Genomic DNA, 16,523 nt, shown 5'->3' on the forward strand with positions numbered 1-16,523 from the left:
GTAGCTCCAGTCCGGTGGTCATGGATGCGCCGCGGCAGGCTCCGGCATGCCGCGCCGTCGAGCAAGCATAGTCCAGTGCGCCGGGCATCTCGACCGCGCGCCCGTTTCACCTTACGCGATTGTAATCACCCGTCCGCGCTGGATATGGCAGTTTCCTTTCCCGAACGCCGCCTCGTGCGGCTCGTGTTTCCGATTGACTGGACATGAACGGCATGCATTGCAAAACCTCGCGGCGGACCTTCGTCAAGGGGCTCGCCGCCGGCGGCGTCCTCGCCGGCTCCGGCCTCTGGCGCCCGCCGGTCTGGGCACTGGGCGGTCCGGCCCGGCCTGCGCTGCTTTCCGGCAGCGAATTCGATCTTTCCATCGGCGAAGCCCCGGTGAACATCACCGGCAAGCCACGCATCGCCACCGTCATCAACGGCTCCCTGCCCGGCCCCACCCTGCGCTGGCGCGAGGGCGACAGCGTTACCTTGCGGGTGCGCAACCGCCTGGACGAGGACACCTCCCTCCACTGGCACGGCATCCTCCTGCCGGCCAACATGGACGGCGTGCCGGGCCTGAGCTTCGACGGCATCGCACCGGGCGGCCTGTACCAATACCGCTTCAAGGTGAAGCAGAGCGGCACCTACTGGTACCACGGCCATTCTGGATTCCAGGAGCAGACCGGCGTCTACGGCGCGCTGGTCATCGATCCGCGCGAACCCGAACCCTTCCGCTACGAGCGCGACTACGTGGTGATGCTCAGCGACTGGACCGACGAGAATCCGGCGCGGGTGCTGAAGAAGCTCAAGAAACAGTCGGGCTACTACAACTTTCACAAGCGCACCCTTGGCGACCTCATCGGCGATGTCGGCGAGCACGGCTGGGCGGCGACCGTCGCCGAGCGCAGGGCCTGGGCAGCGATGAACATGACACCCACCGACCTGGCCGACGTCAGCGGCCACACTTACACCTACCTGCTCAACGGCCACTCGCCCGCCGGCAACTGGACCGGCCTGTTTTGTCCCGGCGAGCGGGTCCGCCTGCGGCTGATCAACGCCGCGGCGATGACCTACTTCGACGTGCGTATCCCCGGCCTGCGGATGACCGTGGTCGCCGCCGACGGCCAATACGTCGAGCCGGTGAGCGTCGACGAGCTGCGCATCGCCGTGGCCGAGACCTACGACGTGATCGTCGAGCCGCGCGATGCCGAGGCCTACACCCTGTTCGCCCAGTCCCTCGATCGCAGCGGCTACGCTCGCGGAACCCTGGCGCTGCGCGAGGGGCTGCAGGCGCCAGTACCCGAGCCCGATCCGCGTCCGATCCTGAGCATGGCCGACATGGGCCATGGCGGCATGGAGCATGCGGCGCACGGCGGCCGCGGGAGCGCGGCGCATGCCAGCCACGACGGGGCCGACATGGATCACGACGCCACGAGCCATGGCGAAATGGCCGGCATGGACCCCATGGAGATGAATCACGATGGCATGGCCGGCATGGTCCACGGCGCCATGGAGCATGCCGGCACGGAGCGCGCCGCTCCGGGCATGCAGGCGCACCCGGTCTCGGAAACCGGCAACCCGCTGGTCGACATGCGGACCATGGCGCCCACCGCCAAGCTCGGCGACCCCGGTATCGGTCTGCGCGATAACGGTCGCCGGGTACTGACCTATGCCGATCTGCGCAGCGCCTTCGCCGATCCGGACGGCCGCGAGCCGAGCCGTACTCTCGAACTGCACCTGACCGGGCACATGGAGCGGTTTTCCTGGTCGTTCGACGGCATTCCCTTCGCTGATGCCGAGCCGCTGCGCCTGAAGTACGGCGAGCGGCTGCGCATCGTGCTGGTCAACGACACCATGATGACCCACCCCATCCACCTGCACGGCATGTGGAGCGACTTGGAAGACGAGCAGGGCAATTTCCTGGTGCGCAAGCACACCCTCGACATGCCGCCCGGATCGCGGCGCAGCTACCGCGTCACCGCCGATGCCCTGGGCCGCTGGGCCTTTCACTGCCACCTGATGTTCCACATGGAGACGGGCATGTTCCGCGAAGTGCGGGTGGAGGAATGATGGCCGCGCCGCTATGTCTGCTGCCGGGGCGCGCGTCGCGCGCCATCGCTCTCGCCGCCGCGCTGGCCGCCTCTCCGAGCGCACTGGCCGCCGACCGACACGCCGGCCACGCTCGCTACCCGGCGGTGGACGAGCCCGTGGAACACGACGCCATGGATCACGGCGACATGCACCATGCTCATGACCATGGCGAAGCGGAACGGGACCGCGGCGCGCACGAGGGTATGGCGCATTCCCCGGCTACGGCTGGCCAGGCCCTGCCGCCGAACATCCCGGTCCTCACCGACGCCGACCGCGCCGCCGCCTTCCCCACGCTGAACGTCCATGCCCCGCACGGCCGTTCCGTCAACAGCCTGTTGCTGTTCGACAAGCTCGAATACCAGGATGCCGACGACGGCAGCGCCTTGGTTTGGGACGCCACCGGCTGGATCGGTGGCGATATCGACCGGCTGTGGCTGCGCTCGGAAGGCGAGCGCGGTAACGGGCACACCGAACGGGCCGAGTTCCAAGCGCTCTGGGGGCACGCCATCGGCCCCTGGTGGGAACTGGTCGGCGGCCTGCGCCAGGACTTCAAACCCGGCTCGGCGCAAACCTGGGCCGCCATCGGCATCCAGGGCATGCCCTTCTACAGCCTGGAGACAAAAATCACCGCCTACTACGGCGAGGGGCGCCAGACTTCCCTGCGCCTGGAGGCCGACTACGACATCCTGCTGACCAACCGGCTGATTCTCCAGCCGACGGTGGAAGCCAATCTCTACGGGCGCAACGATCGCGAGCGCGGAACCGGTTCCGGGCTGGGCGAGATCGAGGCCGGCCTGCGCCTGCGCTACGAGTTCACCCGCCAGTTCGCACCTTACGTCGGGGTCACCTGGGGGCGCCTGTACGGCAACAGCGAGGATCTGGCTCGCGAGGCGGGCGAGGACGAGGAAGAGGCCCGCTTCGTCGCCGGTATCCGCCTCTGGTTCTGAAGCCGGAGCCCGTTCACGATCTCGCCGGCCGGCGCCGGGCAAGGCAAAATCGATTGCGACGCCGCGTGGCCGATGCGCGGATCGCGAGCGGGTTCTAAGCCTCGCCGCCGTGCTGCTTTTCCAGCCGGTTGATCAGCCAGGACACGACGTTGAGGATCAGCAGACCCAGCAGAGTGCCGAGCACCGCCGTGGCTTGGTGGCCGAGGCCGACCGCCACGCCGATGGCGGTGGTGAGCCAGATGCCGGCCGAGGTGGTCAGGCCCTTCACCTGCGACAGGTCGCAACTCTTCAGGATGGTGCCGGCGCAGAGAAAGCCCACGCCGGCCACGATGCCCTGGATCACCCGGCTCAGGGCGTCGTCCTGGGCGCCCTCTTGCTCCGGGACCAGCACGAGCAGCGCGGCGCCCAGGGCCACCAGCATGTGCGTGCGCACACCGGCGGCATGGCCGTGGTGCTCGCGTTCGAAGCCCAGCAGGCCGCCGAGCACGGCCGCCAGCAACAGGCGCAGGCCTACCCGAATGGTCCGTTCCGGTTCGGAAAGGTCGGAAAACTCCTGGGTCAGGATCGTTACGAACAGCTCCCATGCAGTCACACTCTCCCTCCGGCAGATCAGGATGTCCGGAAAACGCTCTCAGTAAAGCAGGCCTCGCATGACGCAGATCGGACAGTGGGAACCATCGTCGTGGTACGGGGAGTCCAAATTCCGTGTTCGTTCAACATGGAGGAATGCCCCATGACCCAAAAACACCTCTTCCTCGTCAGCTACATTCTCCACAACCAGCCGCAGTCGACCGAAGTCGAGTCGGAGGCGGAAACCCTTTCCATCGACCAGGCGCGTTTTCACATCGCTACCCTGCATACTGCGGAGAAGCCGGCGGACATCACCGACGTACAGGTGACCAAGGTCCTCCATCCCAAGGCGCCGGGCAGCACGCCGGGGCACTATCAGCAGCCGTGAGCGGCTGGCCGGCGCCAGGCGGGGCCGGCCATTCGCACGGGATGAAAGGCATGCGAGTGGCCTGCCCGCCGGCGGCGGCGCAGGCCGCTCGGATCAGGTGGCGTGTCCCTCGGCCAGTTGCTTCCTGAGTTCCTTCCTGCGGGTCTCCATCTGCGTACCCAGTTCCTCGAGGCGATCCTCTCCCAGCAGTTCGCCGGCCTTAGGCAGCATGTCCTCTTCTTCCTCTTCGATATGGTGCTCGACCATATCCTTCAACACCTTCGCCCGGCCGGCGAATTCCACGCTGGACGGTTCGGTCTTCTCCAGGTCCGGCAGGATCAGCGCCTCCACCGCCCGGTGTTCCTCGGTCGCCTCGTGGAACAGGATGTCGCCTTCCTTGCTGCTCGCCGCCTTGAAAGCGGGATAGAAGATCTCCTCTTCGAGCCGGGTATGGATCGTCAATTCCTCGTGCAGGTGGCGCATCAGTTCCCCGCGCGTCTTAACGCCTCGCTCGGTGGTTTTGTCCAGGCGCTCGAAGACTTGCTTGAGCGTCTCGTGATCGTGCTTCAGCAGTTCGATAGCATTCATCGTCGTCCTCCTCGGAGTGGTGCCACCTCTTAAGGTGACTCCTTGCCCAGTCGATGGGTTCGATGTTTGTGTACTGCCGTTCGTCCTTATGGCGTTCGGCCCATGGCGAGGGAATGTTCCTGGCCCGATAGCAGTCCATACCGGTACGGGCATCGGCGTCTCGGTCGTTCCGGCACTGGGCAGCACGCGGGAGAGCAGCGATGAAGACAGCAGCGCAACAGGAGGGGCGAAATGGCCCCGGTACCGTAGTGATCTACAGCAACCGTGACCGCGAGGCCCTGCACGAGCGGGCCGTGCACTTCCACCTGGGGCACCGGCTAGCACGCTTGCAGGGGCTGGACTTCGGCGGCGAATACGACCCGGACACCCGCTATCCGGGAGGCTTGTACTTCGTACCCACCGGCACGGTGATCGGTCGGCGCAACGCCAGCCGCTTGGGCATGCGCAGCGCTGCGGATCTTTTCGGCGGGGTGGTACCGAGGCCCTTCATGGCGACCAAGGCCATTACCCACGGGCTGCTGCACAGCGGCGCCCAGGCCCCGCCCGGCTGGTCGCCCGGCTTCGTCCGGCGAGTGGCGGACGCGGTGCTGCGCGGTTTCACCGCGTTCAACCGGAAAGAGGCCGGCGAAGCGGGTCGCCGGCTGCTGGCCGAGGGGCCGTTGCGGATCAAACCGGTACTGGCAACCGGCGGTCGCGGACAGCGTCTGGTCGCCGATCCGGCCGAACTGGAGCGGCAACTGGCGGCACTGGACGAAACCGAGCTGAGCCATTTCGGTCTGGTGCTGGAAGAGCATCTGGAACAGGTATCGACCTATAGCGTCGGCCAGGCGCAGGTTGGCGATCTGTTGGCGACCTACTGCGGGACTCAGCGGCTGACCTGCGACAACCGGGGCGAGGAAGTCTATGGCGGCTCGGACCTGCTGGTGGTGGCCGGCGATTTCGCGGAACTGCTCGCCCTCGAACTAGACGACCCGCTGCGTCTGGCCGTGCAACAGGCGCGGATCTACGACGCCGCCGCCCTGCGCAGCTTCGCCGGCTTCTTCGCCTCGCGGCGCAATTACGACATCGCCCGTGGCCTGGACAGCCGGGGACACACCCGTTGCGGAGTGCTCGAGCAATCCTGGCGCATCGGCGGCGCCAGCAGCGCGGAAATCGCCGCGCTGGAGGCCTTCCGCGCCGGCGCGCGGAGCGTGCGGACCTCATCCCTGGAGCTGTTCGGCGCAGACAAGGTCGCGCCCGCCGGGGCCAGCATACTGTTCCGCGGCGAGGACCCGGAACTCGGTTATCTGACCAAATGCGTGGTGACGACGGACAATGGCAACCCGTAGCGAAAGCATTGAATTGCCGGTGGAGGACGAATGGCTCGCCGGCACCTTCCTCACCCCGGACACCCAGATGCCGGGCTTGCTGTTCGTGCACGGCTGGGGCGGTAGCCAGGAGCGCGACCTCAAGCGCGCGCGCGGCATCGCCGGCCTCGGCTGCGTCTGCCTGACCTTCGACATGCGCGGTCACGGCGACACCCTGGCGCGGCAGGAGGGCGTCACCCGGGAAGACAACCTGCGCGATCTGGTCGCCGCCTACGATCTGCTGGCCCGGCATCCGGCCATCGACCGCGATGCCATCGCGGTGGTCGGCAGCAGCTACGGCGGCTACTTGGCGGCGATCCTCACCTCCCTGCGTCCGGTGAAATGGCTCGGCCTGCGCGTGCCGGCGCTGTACCGGGATACCGAATGGAACCGCCCCAAGCGCGACTTGGACCGCCAGGATCTGCAACTGTATCGGCACTCGCCGCTGACCGCCGCCGACAACCGCGCGCTGGCGGCCTGCGCGGCGTTTCGCGGTGACGTGCTGATTGTCGAGTCGGAGCACGACCACCTGATTCCGCACACCACGATCATGAATTACCGCGGCGCTTTCGTCCGCGCCCATTCGCTGACCCACCGGATCATCGACGGCGCCGACCACGCCCTCAGCGAGGACATCTGCCAGCAGGCCTATACCTCGATCCTGGTGCGTTGGGTGACCGAGATGGTGATCAAGTCCAGGGTCGGCAGCATCTGACGACGGCCGGCCCCGGAATCAAGGCCGATGACGGATGTCCGCCTGCGCCGCCGCCGGAGGCGGGCGGCGAAAATCGGATGCCGCGGGGCGCATCACTTGGCCTGGGCGGCACCGGCCGATTTCTGCGGCGCGTCGATGTCGAAATCGCCCATCCAGATCGGCGAATTAGTGTGCGTGTCGATGACTTGGAACGCATAGCGCTGCACGCTGGGCTGTTCCTTCGTGGGGGCGAGCACGGTGACCGTGCATTCCAGGCGGTAAGCCGTCCCTCCCTGCCCACCGGAACGGCGGCCGCTGCCACTACCACTTTTGCTGCTGCTACTTTTGCTGCTTGAATTGCTCAGGCTGCTCGACGTACTGGCCTCGCGCTTGTCGACATAGGTTATGTCCCCGGCACGGGACTTGCGGAGTTCGCTCAGCAGGCGCAGGGCGAAAGCGCTCTTGTTGAGCGTGGCTCCCTCCTGCACGTCGATGTATTGCTGGTCGACCAGAATCTGGTTCTGCGTGGTTCCCGGCCTGCTCAGACGGGGCGAATTGGGAATATCGTCGCTCATGCGTACGGCGATGGCGGCGACATCCTGGTCCAGGAAGCCGTTCTCCAAAAATGCCAGATGCTCGGGGGATGGCCCATCGCCGCTGGATGTGGAGGCGACGGCGGCGCCGGAACCGGAGGATGCCGTGGCGATGGCGGCATCGAGTTCGGCCTGGCGATCCCCACCGGAGCCGTTATGGGACGAGCAGGCCGTCAGCAGGATTGCCGACACGCAGGTGCAGGCCAGAAGCTGGGTTTTGTTCACTGAATGATCTCCTGAACGGCAGGAGCCGACGTCGAAACCCTGTCCGGAACCGGGTCCGGCGGGATCGTCTTGCGATGGGCGGACGCTATAGCGCTCCGCGCATCGCAAGACGGGATTCGAGCCAGTTCATGCCGGTGTTCCATTGGGAAGGATGGGTCCGCGATCGCGCCTTGGCGCAGCAAGACATACCCGGCGGACAGGGACGCCAGTGGCGTGCCCGCAGGGCCGGAATCTTAAAATAAAAATTCCTATCAAATACGTATATTTATCATCTTTACCATTTTGGGCTTCGAAGAGCGCTACGACCCGCTGGCCGTTCCCGATGGCTTCGCGCTTTTGCCGACCCCCCGGCGGGTCGGCCATCGGCGTGGTCTATCCGGCGGCGGGATAGGCACCGGCGCCGTTCGATTCCGCATGCAACGCCCGTCCGGCAACCGCTACCGCGACCACGTCCCTCCGTCGTTCTCGCAGTCGAGACGGGTCTGTTTCGGGTCCTGCACCTGGTAGTAGTAGGTGACGATCCGCGCATCCCCCGGCAGCGGGTCCGGCCAGGAGCCATGGCCGTACTGGCCGCCGGCCTCCTCGTTGGCCAGGGCCTCCTGGGTCAGGACCGCGGTGCATTTGCCGAGATAGCCGCTCGGGCAGTTCGCACGCTTTTCCTTGTGCACGCCGGCCACGGGGCTCTTGTCCGTACTGCAGGCCCAGTCGAGCGAGCCGGCCGGCATGCCGCGATGTTCGAAGCAGGATTCCATGACGTCGGCCGCAGTTCCGGCCACCGCCAGTTGTTCCGTGACATGACAGGCCTCGGCGAACAGCGGCGGGCTGGACAAGCCGGCGAAGAGAAAAGAACCGATGCGGAGTAGGCGCTTCATGGGAGGCTCCTGGCTGCGTGGGATCTCGGCGCGAATGCAGCCCTGTTCGGGTGGGACTGGCGTTTTCCGGCTAGAGTTCGTCTCGAAAGGACCGGCGGTGCCCGTACGGCTCCATGCCAGAGCGATGCGGGAGAATTGATTTGCCCTCCCCCCCGGTCTTAACGTGAACGAGGGAGCGCCTAGTATGTTCTTGCTGGATTCAAACCGGATGTGCGTTACCCAGCTTTTTAGCCTTGAGGAAGTCAAAACATGAAGAAGATGCTGATTCCATTGCTCGCCTGCAGCGCTGTGCTGGTCCTGCAGTCCGCCCTGGCCGAGACCGGCGAGGAGTTGTACAAGACCAAGGGCTGCACGGTTTGTCATGCCATCGACAGCAAGCTGGTCGGCCCCTCCTTCAAGGAGGTCGCTGCCAGGTACGCCGGCCAGGCCGGTATCGCCGACACGCTCGCCGCCAAGATCAAGGCTGGCGGTTCGGGCAACTGGGGACAGATCCCGATGCCGCCGAACCCGGTTTCCGAGGCGGAAGCCAAGACCCTCGCCGAGTGGGTCCTGACCCATAAGTAAGCCTCCCCGGACGCCGGGCGGGCCGGCGTCCCTTCCCCCTTGCGTTGCTGCCCCGCGCCGGTCTCGGTAGGCAGGAGTTTTTTCACAGCCGCTCAGTCCAGCGGCGCATCCTCGCTGCCGATTTCCTGCTGTCCGGTCACGACGACCCGGTTGCGGCCGTTCCGCTTGGCCCGGTACAGCGCTTCGTCGGCCAGCTTGAGCACCGTCGGCACCGAACTGGCGCTACCCGGCCAGTGGGCGACGCCGGCGGAGATGGTGACGAAGGCGCCGGTGGGCGCCTGTGTATGGCTGATCAAGCCGCGTAGTCGTTCGGCGACCTGCGTGGCCGCTTCCAGGCTGGTTTCCGGCAGCAGCAGGACGAATTCCTCGCCGCCGCTCCGGCAGACCAGGTCGCTGCTGCGCGAGACGCTGTCCATCAGATGACTCACGTGCTGCAACACCTGGTCGCCCACGTCGTGACCATGGTTATCGTTGACTTGCTTGAAATGGTCGATGTCCAGGGCGATCACCGCGAACGGCTGCTGCTGCTCCTGCCAGCGCTTCAGGGCGAACTGCTGGCCGCGCCGGTTGACCAGCCCGGTTAGGGGGTCGGTGATGTTTTCCTGGTTGAGCCGGCCGAGCTTGCCGTGCAGCAACGCCAGCCCGTTCAGCATGGCGAGCTTGAGCTGTTCGGCCTCGAAGTACCAGGAGTGCACGTGGCGGATCTGTTCCTGGGCGCTGGAGAACTCCCAATGCCTGGCGGTAATGGCCAATTGCTGTAGCGGGCGGGCGATCAGCTTCGACAGCCACCAGATAGCCACCAGCAGCGGAACGAAGAAAAGCAACACATCGAACAGAATCTCCAGCATCAGGTCGTCCAGCGCGGCCAGCGTGGCCGTGCTGGGGCGCTGGGCGACCACGCCCCAGCCGGTGCTGGCGACCGGGGCGTAGCCGGCGAGCATGTCAGTCCGCTGCGAGTCGAGCAGTTGCCGGCTGCCCTCCTCGCCGCGCAGCACGGCTTCGACCGCCGGATTGCCGTTGACGATTTCGCCGATCTGGGACGGGTCCTGGTGGTGGAGCAAGTGCCGGTTGGCGTCCACCACGTACAGTTGCGAACCATCCTGATAGTAGTGGTTACCGAGTAGCGCCTGCAGGCTGCCGTCGTGTTTCCCCAGGTGGATGGCACCGCCGACATAACCCAGGTAGCGGCCGTCCCGGGTGGAGATCGGTTGCGAGAGGAAGACCAGCAAATACCCGCGAACACCGGCATAGGGGGCGCTGATCCTCGGTTGGCGTGCTCTCAGGGCCGCCAGCATCTCCTGGGTCTTCAGCACGCTGCCGGCCAGTCCCAGGCTGTTCGGCGCGGTAGCCAACACCCGGCCATCGGTGCGCACGATAAAGACGCCGTTGAAGGTGCCGGTCTGTCCCTTCAGGCGTGCGACTTCGGCGTCGAGCTGTTCCGGCCGGTCGAACAGCTCCGGCAGCAGGGTGGCGCTGTAGGCGAGCTGCTGCTGGGCCGCCTTGAGAAAATTGTCGGTGCTGTGGGCCAGCTTGGCGGCGTAGGCGCGGTTGGCCTCCAGCGTCTGGGCGATCAGTTGGCGGTACAGGGTCCGGTAGCTGGCGTGGAAGCTGTTGAGGAGGGTCAGCAGGGTGGCGGCGATTGTCAGCAGCAGGATCAGTCGGCGCAGATCGAGGCGATACATAGGGTCTCTGGGTAAAGTGACCACTGGCAAATTCCCTTGTCGAGTGCCAGTGGCGGACGGGTGTCTACCCTCGATCCATGAGAATGCGCAGGATGCCGCCCGTCGCACCACGGGGTCCGCTCATAAAGGCGCCGGACGGCCGGAACGACACCAGACGTCGTTTGCTATCGGGCGAATTGTGATGGCAAAAAGTCCCCCTGGAAAAGCCTCCCGTCGCGCCGCGTGCCAGTGGTCGGAAATCCAGCCCCGCCAGTGTCGCCCTATTGCATGCGTACCACCAAGCGCGCTACGTGGGCGCCCTGGAAACTGGCCAGGATCAATTCCTTCTCGCTCGGCCAGCGCGAGCCGTCCGCTCCGGCGATGGTCGCCGCGCCGTAGGGCGAGCCGCCGCGCGGTTCGCTGATGTCGGAGAGTTCCGGCAGCACATAGGGCAGGCCGACGATCACCATGCCGTGATGCGCCAGGGTGTGCCAGAACGAGGTGATGGTGGTTTCCGAACCGCCGCCGGTGCCGGTGCTGGTGAACACGCTGGCGAATTTGCCGACCAGGGCGCCGCTGACCCACAGGCCGCCGGTCTGGTCGAGGAAGTTGCGCATCTGCCCGGCCATGTTGCCGAAGCGGGTCGGCGTACCGAACAGGATGGCGTCGTAGTCGGCCAACTCCTTCGGCTCTGCCGGCAAAGCCGCCTGATCCAGCTTGGCGCCGGCCTTACGCGCCACTTCCTCGGGCATGGTCTCGGGCACCCGCTTGAGGGTCACCTCCACGCCCGGCACGCTGCGCGCGCCTTCGGCCACCGCTTCGGCCATGCGCTCGATGTGGCCGTACATCGAATAGTAGAGAACGAGGATCTTCTTCATGGAGTGATCTCCCTGGCTGTCGTTCGGATCAGACAGGTATAGCAGTGCCCAGACAGCGCTGTGCTCGAGTCGCTATGATGCACGGCCATGTTTGCAGGAGATCAAGATGCTCAACGGCCTCTGGCTGGGTTTTTTCCTGACCGCCGCGCTGACCGCCTTCGGCCGTTGGTTGCTGGACGGTGAGCCCGCGGTGTTCGCCGCCATGGTCGACAGCCTGTTCACCATGGCCAAGCTGGCGGTGGAGGTGATGATCCTGCTGTTCGGCACCCTCACGCTCTGGCTGGGCTTTCTGCGCATCGCCGAGCAGGCCGGGCTGGTGGAGCTTCTGGCGCGGCTGCTCGGCCCGCTGTTCGGCCGGCTGATGCCGGAGGTGCCGCCTGGGCATCCGGCGCTGGGGCTGATCACCCTCAACTTCGCCGCCAATGGCCTGGGCCTGGACAACGCCGCCACGCCGATCGGCCTCAAGGCGATGAAGGCGCTGCAGGAGATCAATCCGAGCAGCACCACGGCGAGCAACGCGCAGATCCTGTTCCTGGTGCTCAACGCCTCTTCGCTGACCCTGCTGCCGGTGTCGATCTTCATGTACCGCGCCCAGCAGGGCGCCGACGACCCGACCCTGGTGTTCCTGCCGATCCTGCTGGCGACCAGCGCTTCGAGCCTGGCCGGCCTGCTCGCCGTGGCCCTCATGCAGCGGCTGCGGCTGTGGGACCCCGTGGTGCTCGCCTACCTGCTGCCCGGCGCGCTGCTGCTCGGCGGTTTCATGGCGCTGCTCGCCGGGCTCTCGGCGACTGCGCTGGCGGCGCTCTCCTCGCTGCTCGGCAACCTGGTGCTGTTCAGCCTGATCCTGTTGTTCCTGGCGCTGGGCGCGCTGCGCAAGGTAGCGGTCTACGAGCACTTCGTCGAGGGCGCCAAGGAGGGTTTCGAGGTGGCGAAGAACCTGTTGCCCTATCTGATCGCTATGCTTTGCGCGGTGGGCGTGCTACGCGCTTCCGGAGCGCTCGACTACGTGCTGGAAGGTTTGCGCTGGCTGGCCGGGACGGCCGGCTGGGACGCGCGTTTCATCGATGCCCTGCCCACCGCGCTGGTCAAGCCTTTCTCGGGCAGCGCGGCGCGCGCCATGCTGATCGAGACCATGCAGACCCACGGGGTGGACAGCTTCCCCGCGCTGGTCGCCGCCACCGTGCAGGGCAGCACCGAGACCACCTTCTACGTACTCGCCGTGTACTTCGGCGCGGTCGGCATTCAGCGTGCCCGTCATGCGGTCGGCTGTGCCCTGCTGGCGGACTTCTGCGGCGTGCTGGCGTCGATCGGAGTGTGTTACTGGTTCTTCGGCTGAGGCGACGCGGCGCGCCTCAGCTCGCCAGCCAGACATCCTTGGCCCACTGCCATACCGAGTCCCAGCTCTCGTCGCTCAGCTCGCCGCTGTCGCCGCTCCACAGCAGCACCTGGCCTTCGATATCCACTGCATAATAATCGTCGCCGACTTGGCATAGCGGCACCAGGTCGCGCGGCATGCCCTGGTCCCAGGCGACCGCGGCGACTTCCGGCAGGTAGGTGTGCGACTGGGGATCGCTTACGGTCACCGGCTCAAGGCTGCCATAGACCACGTCGCTGACCTTAAGCAGGAATTCGCGCAGCTCGAAGGGCAGGTTGATCAGAAGCTGCTCCTCGATTTCTACCAGCAGGTCTTCGTCGGGCAGTTCCAGTGGTACCGGCACGGGCTCGTTCAGCTCGTGTAATTGATCGATCACGTCTTCCACGGTTCGTTCGTCCTCAGGCAATGATGATGGGTGCTTTATACCCCGGCGCCCGGACCAGCAGAATCGCGCCGGTGCTGCACGTCCTCTATGGATAGTCCGGCTCCGGCCATTCTGCCCCAGGCCACTCGTCCCCTCGGCGCAAACCTGCTCCAAAACCGCCAAGTCCATTGAAGGGCCGTGGTTTTTCGCAGTCGTTCCGGTCCGTCACCATGCGAGGGAGAACGAACATGAATGCTTCCATGTACGAATCCTGTATCCGGGCCTGCGGCGACTGCGCCTGGACCTGCGAAACCTGCGCGGCCTCCTGCCTGCGTGAGGACGATGTGTAGGCGATGGCGCGCTGCATTTTGGCCGTCACTCTGATGGCGCGGGACAGCGACCATGCCGTGGCGTTCTGCCGGCAGTGCGCGCAGGTTTGCCGCGCCTGCGCCGAGGAGTGCGCCCGGCATGAGGCCGGAGACTGCCGGCGCTGCGCCCAGGCCTGCCGAGCATGTGCCGAGGAATGCGAGCGGATGGCCGCCTGAGGCGGGAATGAAGCCTGCCCGTACGGCGGGCGGCAAGGCGACCGGCGCAGAGGCTGGTGTCAATATAACGACATACGAAAAACTATCAGGATCTGTCACTTGTCAAGTGGTACGCGCCTGTGTCGCAGTGCGCAGTGCTCGGAAGCGTCCCGCCTGGCCGACGACGATCTGGACTCCCCCTTGACGCTCCGCGATACTGCCCGCGTTGCGCGTCATGCCCGTATCCCACGACAGACATCGGGTGTTGGTTGCCTTCGAGAGATTGCACCCGGTCAAAACGTCCCGACCGCCATGGCCGACATATCAGTGAATGGCGGCTTTCTCAACTGGACTCCCGCCGCAGTGGGCGGACGCAGAGGCGAATATCGTTCCGATCATAACACCTAGCGCGGCACATTTAGATGTCGAACAGAGCAGGAACTTCTATGCCCGGTATCTCCCCAGAACAACAGGCCGCAGAATGGAAACTATTGTTGGGGCAATTTCCCGCCCCAGTCGTCACCCAAATCAAGGAGTTGGCCACTACCCACCAGCGCGAACTGGCCGGGTATTTCTATGAGCAGATGCTGCAGGACGCACAGGCCATGTTCTTCCTCACCCATGAGCAGGTGAAGAGCCGTCTGCACGGCACCCTGCAACAATGGATCGTCTCGGTATTCTCCATGAACGACGACGATGCCGCGCTGCAGGCGCTGATCGCCCAGCAGAAGCAGATCGGCGAGATCCATGCGCGCATCAAGATTCCCATCCATCTGGTGCTGCGCGGCGCCCGGCATCTGCGCGAGCGGCTGTTCGTCCTGTTCTGCCAGCGTCCCCTTGATCTCGAACACAAGCTCTTCGGCCAGCGCCTGATCAGCGAAACCGTCGACCTGGCCATGGAAATCATGAGCCGGGCCTTCTCTGACGCCTACGACCGCAACTCGCGCAGCGAGGAGGGATATCGGCTGTTCTCGGTGGCACACAACATCGGCATCGAACAGGAGCGCCAGCGGTCCGCCCTGCTCGACTGGGAAAACTACCTGATGTTCGACCTGGCGGTCGGCCAGCTCGCCACGCAGTTGCCCAGGCTGTGCAACTCCGAGTTCGGCCTGTGGTTTCGCCATAAGGGAGCCCATACCTTCCAGGGCTTGCGGGAAACCGAGCTGATCCTAGAGGGCATGCGGCAAATCGACGAGGTGCTGCTGCCGCTGTTCGAGCAACCGGCGGCCGGGGCGGACGCGGACCAGCACCCGCAGAGTCTGCGCCTGCTGCGCGAGCAGACTAAGAGCATCATTTTCCACCTGGGTAACCTGTTCGAGCAGGCCACTGTCCTGGAGAGCGGCCGTGATGTGCTGACGCACATGCTCAACCGCAAGTTCCTGCCGGTGATCATGGCCAAGGAAGTGGCCTATGCGCGGCAGAACGAGCGCTCCTTCGCTGTGCTGGCCGTGGATATCGACCGCTTCAAGCACATCAACGACGAATTCGGCCACGAGGCCGGCGATTTGGTCCTGCAGCAGCTCGCCTCCTTGCTCAGCAACCATTGCCGCGGCGGCGACTACGTGTTCCGCATGGGCGGCGAGGAGTTTCTCGTGCTGCTGGTCGACGTCACCCAGGCACATGCGCTCGGGGTGGCCGAGAAGCTGCGCCATCAGGCGGCGCAGGAGCGCTTCCGCCTGCCGGGCGAGCAGGTCCTGCAACTGACCGTAAGCATCGGCGTGGCCCTGTACGACGGCCATCCGGATTATCAGCACCTGCTGCGCCGAGCCGACCAGGCGCTGTACGAGGCCAAGCACGGCGGACGCAACCAAGTGGTGCTGGCCCGGAAGCTGGAGGGCTGAAAAGGTCTATGGTCATCCCCGTTTTTGCAACACCGATCAGCGATGAGTATTTGCCTTGCTTGAATCTATCCGGCATCTGTCTGGGGCATGCCCCGCGCCACGATGAGAGTCGCGCCTGATGGTCCTAAGAAAAACCGCGGCTTCGAGAGCCAATCGTTTCTACGGGGTATCCACCAGGCCGGTGAGCCGTTCGCATCATCGGCTGTTCGGTTAACGCAAAACCTGAAGAGTGTTTCGTGGTACAGCGGTAACCGCAGGGTCAGGCGGCGCAAGCGCTTGGCCCTGCTTCAAATTTCGAATGGTTGGCGGCGATAGCCCAGGCGCTCCGGGCATCGGCCAACTGCTGGTTGGTCATTTCTTTGTCCAAATCCCTGATCTGCTCGTCCAAGTAACAGACGTGGCTATGCAAACGCATCAGCAATACGACCAGTCGGTGCGGCAGCTCGTGCTCGGCCAGTGTTGTTGGCAAGCACCTAACCAGCGAAAGCCCCTTGGGCAAGCTGACGCCGAACTCCAACAAGAAGCCATGGACCGGATTGACGGTTTTCGTACGGTCGCGCACTAAGGAGTCGCGTACGCGGTGCGGCACCGATAACGTCTGTCGTACCTCTGTCTTCGGCGTAACAAAACGCATGGTCGGTCGAGAAGCCGCTTCGCGGATCGCCTCGGCATCGATGAAGTCGTTCTTGTTGCTCTTGACGAACGGACGGACAAACCGTGGCGCGATCAACTTTACCTCATGCCCGGTCGCGATCAGTTGGCGCGCAATGAAGTGAGCCCCCGTATAGACCTCCAGCGCCACGGTGCAGGCTGGCAGATTGCCCAGCAAACGCATCATCTGTGTAGGCGTGTCGCTTTTTTGCCGAAGACCTCCCGCCCCGCCTTGTCCTGCCCATGCAGATGGAAACTGTGCTTGCCAAGATCGATGCCTACCAGTGCGACTGTACTCATGGCGATGGTCTGCGAAAATAAAACACCCTGCGAAAGTTAGCTTTCGCAGGGTGTGGGGGTGACCATCTCATTAAAACCCGGGCGGCCCCGG

The 16,523-nt window shown here is 65.1% G+C and carries 15 protein-coding genes and 2 pseudogenes; 9 read left to right on the forward strand and 8 right to left on the reverse strand.

Annotated features, from left to right (window positions below):
* The first annotated feature begins 212 nt into the window (after positions 1 to 212).
* Positions 213 to 2,051 (forward strand): copper resistance system multicopper oxidase, encoded by a 1,839-nt coding sequence (locus ACGI6K_RS21795; protein ID WP_376947312.1) that lies wholly within the window; start codon positions 213 to 215, stop codon positions 2,049 to 2,051.
* Positions 2,048 to 3,019 (forward strand): copper resistance protein B, encoded by a 972-nt coding sequence (locus ACGI6K_RS21800; protein ID WP_376947310.1) that lies wholly within the window; start codon positions 2,048 to 2,050, stop codon positions 3,017 to 3,019. The genes ACGI6K_RS21795 and ACGI6K_RS21800 overlap by 4 nt, the downstream gene beginning before the upstream one ends.
* Positions 3,020 to 3,113: 94 nt before the next feature.
* Here ACGI6K_RS21800 and ACGI6K_RS21805 read toward each other — a convergent pair whose 3' ends face one another.
* Positions 3,114 to 3,611: an MgtC/SapB family protein gene (locus ACGI6K_RS21805; RefSeq protein WP_376947308.1), complete on the reverse strand. Its 498-nt coding sequence runs from the start codon at positions 3,609 to 3,611 to the stop codon at positions 3,114 to 3,116.
* Positions 3,612 to 3,752: 141 nt separating this feature from the next.
* Between ACGI6K_RS21805 and ACGI6K_RS21810 the strand changes: the two genes are divergently transcribed.
* The gene (locus tag ACGI6K_RS21810) at positions 3,753 to 3,977 is read left to right on the forward strand and encodes a hypothetical protein (protein ID WP_376947306.1); all 225 of its coding nucleotides are present in this window, start codon (positions 3,753 to 3,755) and stop codon (positions 3,975 to 3,977) included.
* 93 nt (positions 3,978 to 4,070) lie between these two features.
* On the opposite strand, the gene ACGI6K_RS21815 is transcribed toward ACGI6K_RS21810, so the two are convergent.
* Positions 4,071 to 4,544, reverse strand: a complete 474-nt coding sequence (locus ACGI6K_RS21815) for a hemerythrin domain-containing protein (RefSeq protein WP_376947304.1) — start codon at positions 4,542 to 4,544, stop codon at positions 4,071 to 4,073.
* Positions 4,545 to 4,744: 200 nt separating this feature from the next.
* Between ACGI6K_RS21815 and ACGI6K_RS21820 the strand changes: the two genes are divergently transcribed.
* Positions 4,745 to 5,872, forward strand: a complete 1,128-nt coding sequence (locus ACGI6K_RS21820) for a DUF3182 family protein (RefSeq protein ID WP_376947302.1) — start codon at positions 4,745 to 4,747, stop codon at positions 5,870 to 5,872.
* Entirely contained in the window at positions 5,859 to 6,605 is a 747-nt protein-coding gene (locus tag ACGI6K_RS21825; protein WP_376947300.1) for an alpha/beta hydrolase family protein, read from the forward strand. Before ACGI6K_RS21820 ends, ACGI6K_RS21825 begins: the two co-directional genes overlap by 14 nt.
* A 92-nt stretch (positions 6,606 to 6,697) precedes the next feature.
* Here the strand turns inward: ACGI6K_RS21825 and ACGI6K_RS21830 are convergent, their stop codons facing one another.
* Positions 6,698 to 7,402, reverse strand: coding sequence for a penicillin-binding protein activator LpoB (locus ACGI6K_RS21830; RefSeq protein ID WP_376947298.1), 705 nt, complete (start codon positions 7,400 to 7,402; stop codon positions 6,698 to 6,700).
* Between the two features lie 437 nt (positions 7,403 to 7,839).
* A complete protein-coding gene (locus ACGI6K_RS21835; RefSeq protein ID WP_376947296.1) occupies positions 7,840 to 8,274 on the reverse strand; it encodes a hypothetical protein in 435 nt (144 codons plus the stop codon).
* 249 nt (positions 8,275 to 8,523) lie between these two features.
* On the opposite strand from ACGI6K_RS21835, the gene ACGI6K_RS21840 reads away from it, so the two are divergent.
* Positions 8,524 to 8,838, forward strand: a complete 315-nt coding sequence (locus ACGI6K_RS21840) for a c-type cytochrome (protein ID WP_376947294.1) — start codon at positions 8,524 to 8,526, stop codon at positions 8,836 to 8,838.
* A gap of 92 nt (positions 8,839 to 8,930) precedes the next feature.
* On the opposite strand, the gene ACGI6K_RS21845 is transcribed toward ACGI6K_RS21840, so the two are convergent.
* A complete protein-coding gene (locus ACGI6K_RS21845) occupies positions 8,931 to 10,520 on the reverse strand; it encodes a diguanylate cyclase (RefSeq protein ID WP_376947292.1) in 1,590 nt (529 codons plus the stop codon).
* A 260-nt stretch (positions 10,521 to 10,780) separates the two neighbouring features.
* Positions 10,781 to 11,377 (reverse strand): NAD(P)H:quinone oxidoreductase, encoded by a 597-nt coding sequence (gene wrbA, locus ACGI6K_RS21850; RefSeq protein ID WP_376947290.1) that lies wholly within the window; start codon positions 11,375 to 11,377, stop codon positions 10,781 to 10,783.
* Positions 11,378 to 11,483: 106 nt separating this feature from the next.
* Here wrbA and ACGI6K_RS21855 point away from each other — a divergent pair, with 106 nt between their 5' ends.
* The gene (locus ACGI6K_RS21855) at positions 11,484 to 12,713 is read left to right on the forward strand and encodes a nucleoside recognition domain-containing protein (protein WP_376947288.1); all 1,230 of its coding nucleotides are present in this window, start codon (positions 11,484 to 11,486) and stop codon (positions 12,711 to 12,713) included.
* A 16-nt stretch (positions 12,714 to 12,729) separates the two neighbouring features.
* On the opposite strand, the gene ACGI6K_RS21860 is transcribed toward ACGI6K_RS21855, so the two are convergent.
* Entirely contained in the window at positions 12,730 to 13,137 is a 408-nt protein-coding gene (locus ACGI6K_RS21860; protein ID WP_376947286.1) for an SMI1/KNR4 family protein, read from the reverse strand.
* A 227-nt stretch (positions 13,138 to 13,364) separates the two neighbouring features.
* Here ACGI6K_RS21860 and ACGI6K_RS21865 point away from each other — a divergent pair.
* Positions 13,365 to 13,661 (forward strand): annotated as a pseudogene (locus tag ACGI6K_RS21865) (four-helix bundle copper-binding protein).
* Positions 13,662 to 14,086: 425 nt separating this feature from the next.
* The gene (locus ACGI6K_RS21870) at positions 14,087 to 15,481 is read left to right on the forward strand and encodes a diguanylate cyclase (RefSeq protein ID WP_376947284.1); all 1,395 of its coding nucleotides are present in this window, start codon (positions 14,087 to 14,089) and stop codon (positions 15,479 to 15,481) included.
* 331 nt (positions 15,482 to 15,812) lie between these two features.
* Here ACGI6K_RS21870 and ACGI6K_RS21875 read toward each other — a convergent pair.
* Positions 15,813 to 16,432: pseudogene (locus tag ACGI6K_RS21875) on the reverse strand (IS110 family transposase); the annotation flags it as partial.
* Positions 16,433 to 16,523: the final 91 nt, after the last annotated feature.

This window comes from Azorhizophilus paspali (genome assembly GCF_043587585.2).
GTDB classification, from domain to species: domain Bacteria; phylum Pseudomonadota; class Gammaproteobacteria; order Pseudomonadales; family Pseudomonadaceae; genus Azotobacter; species Azotobacter paspali.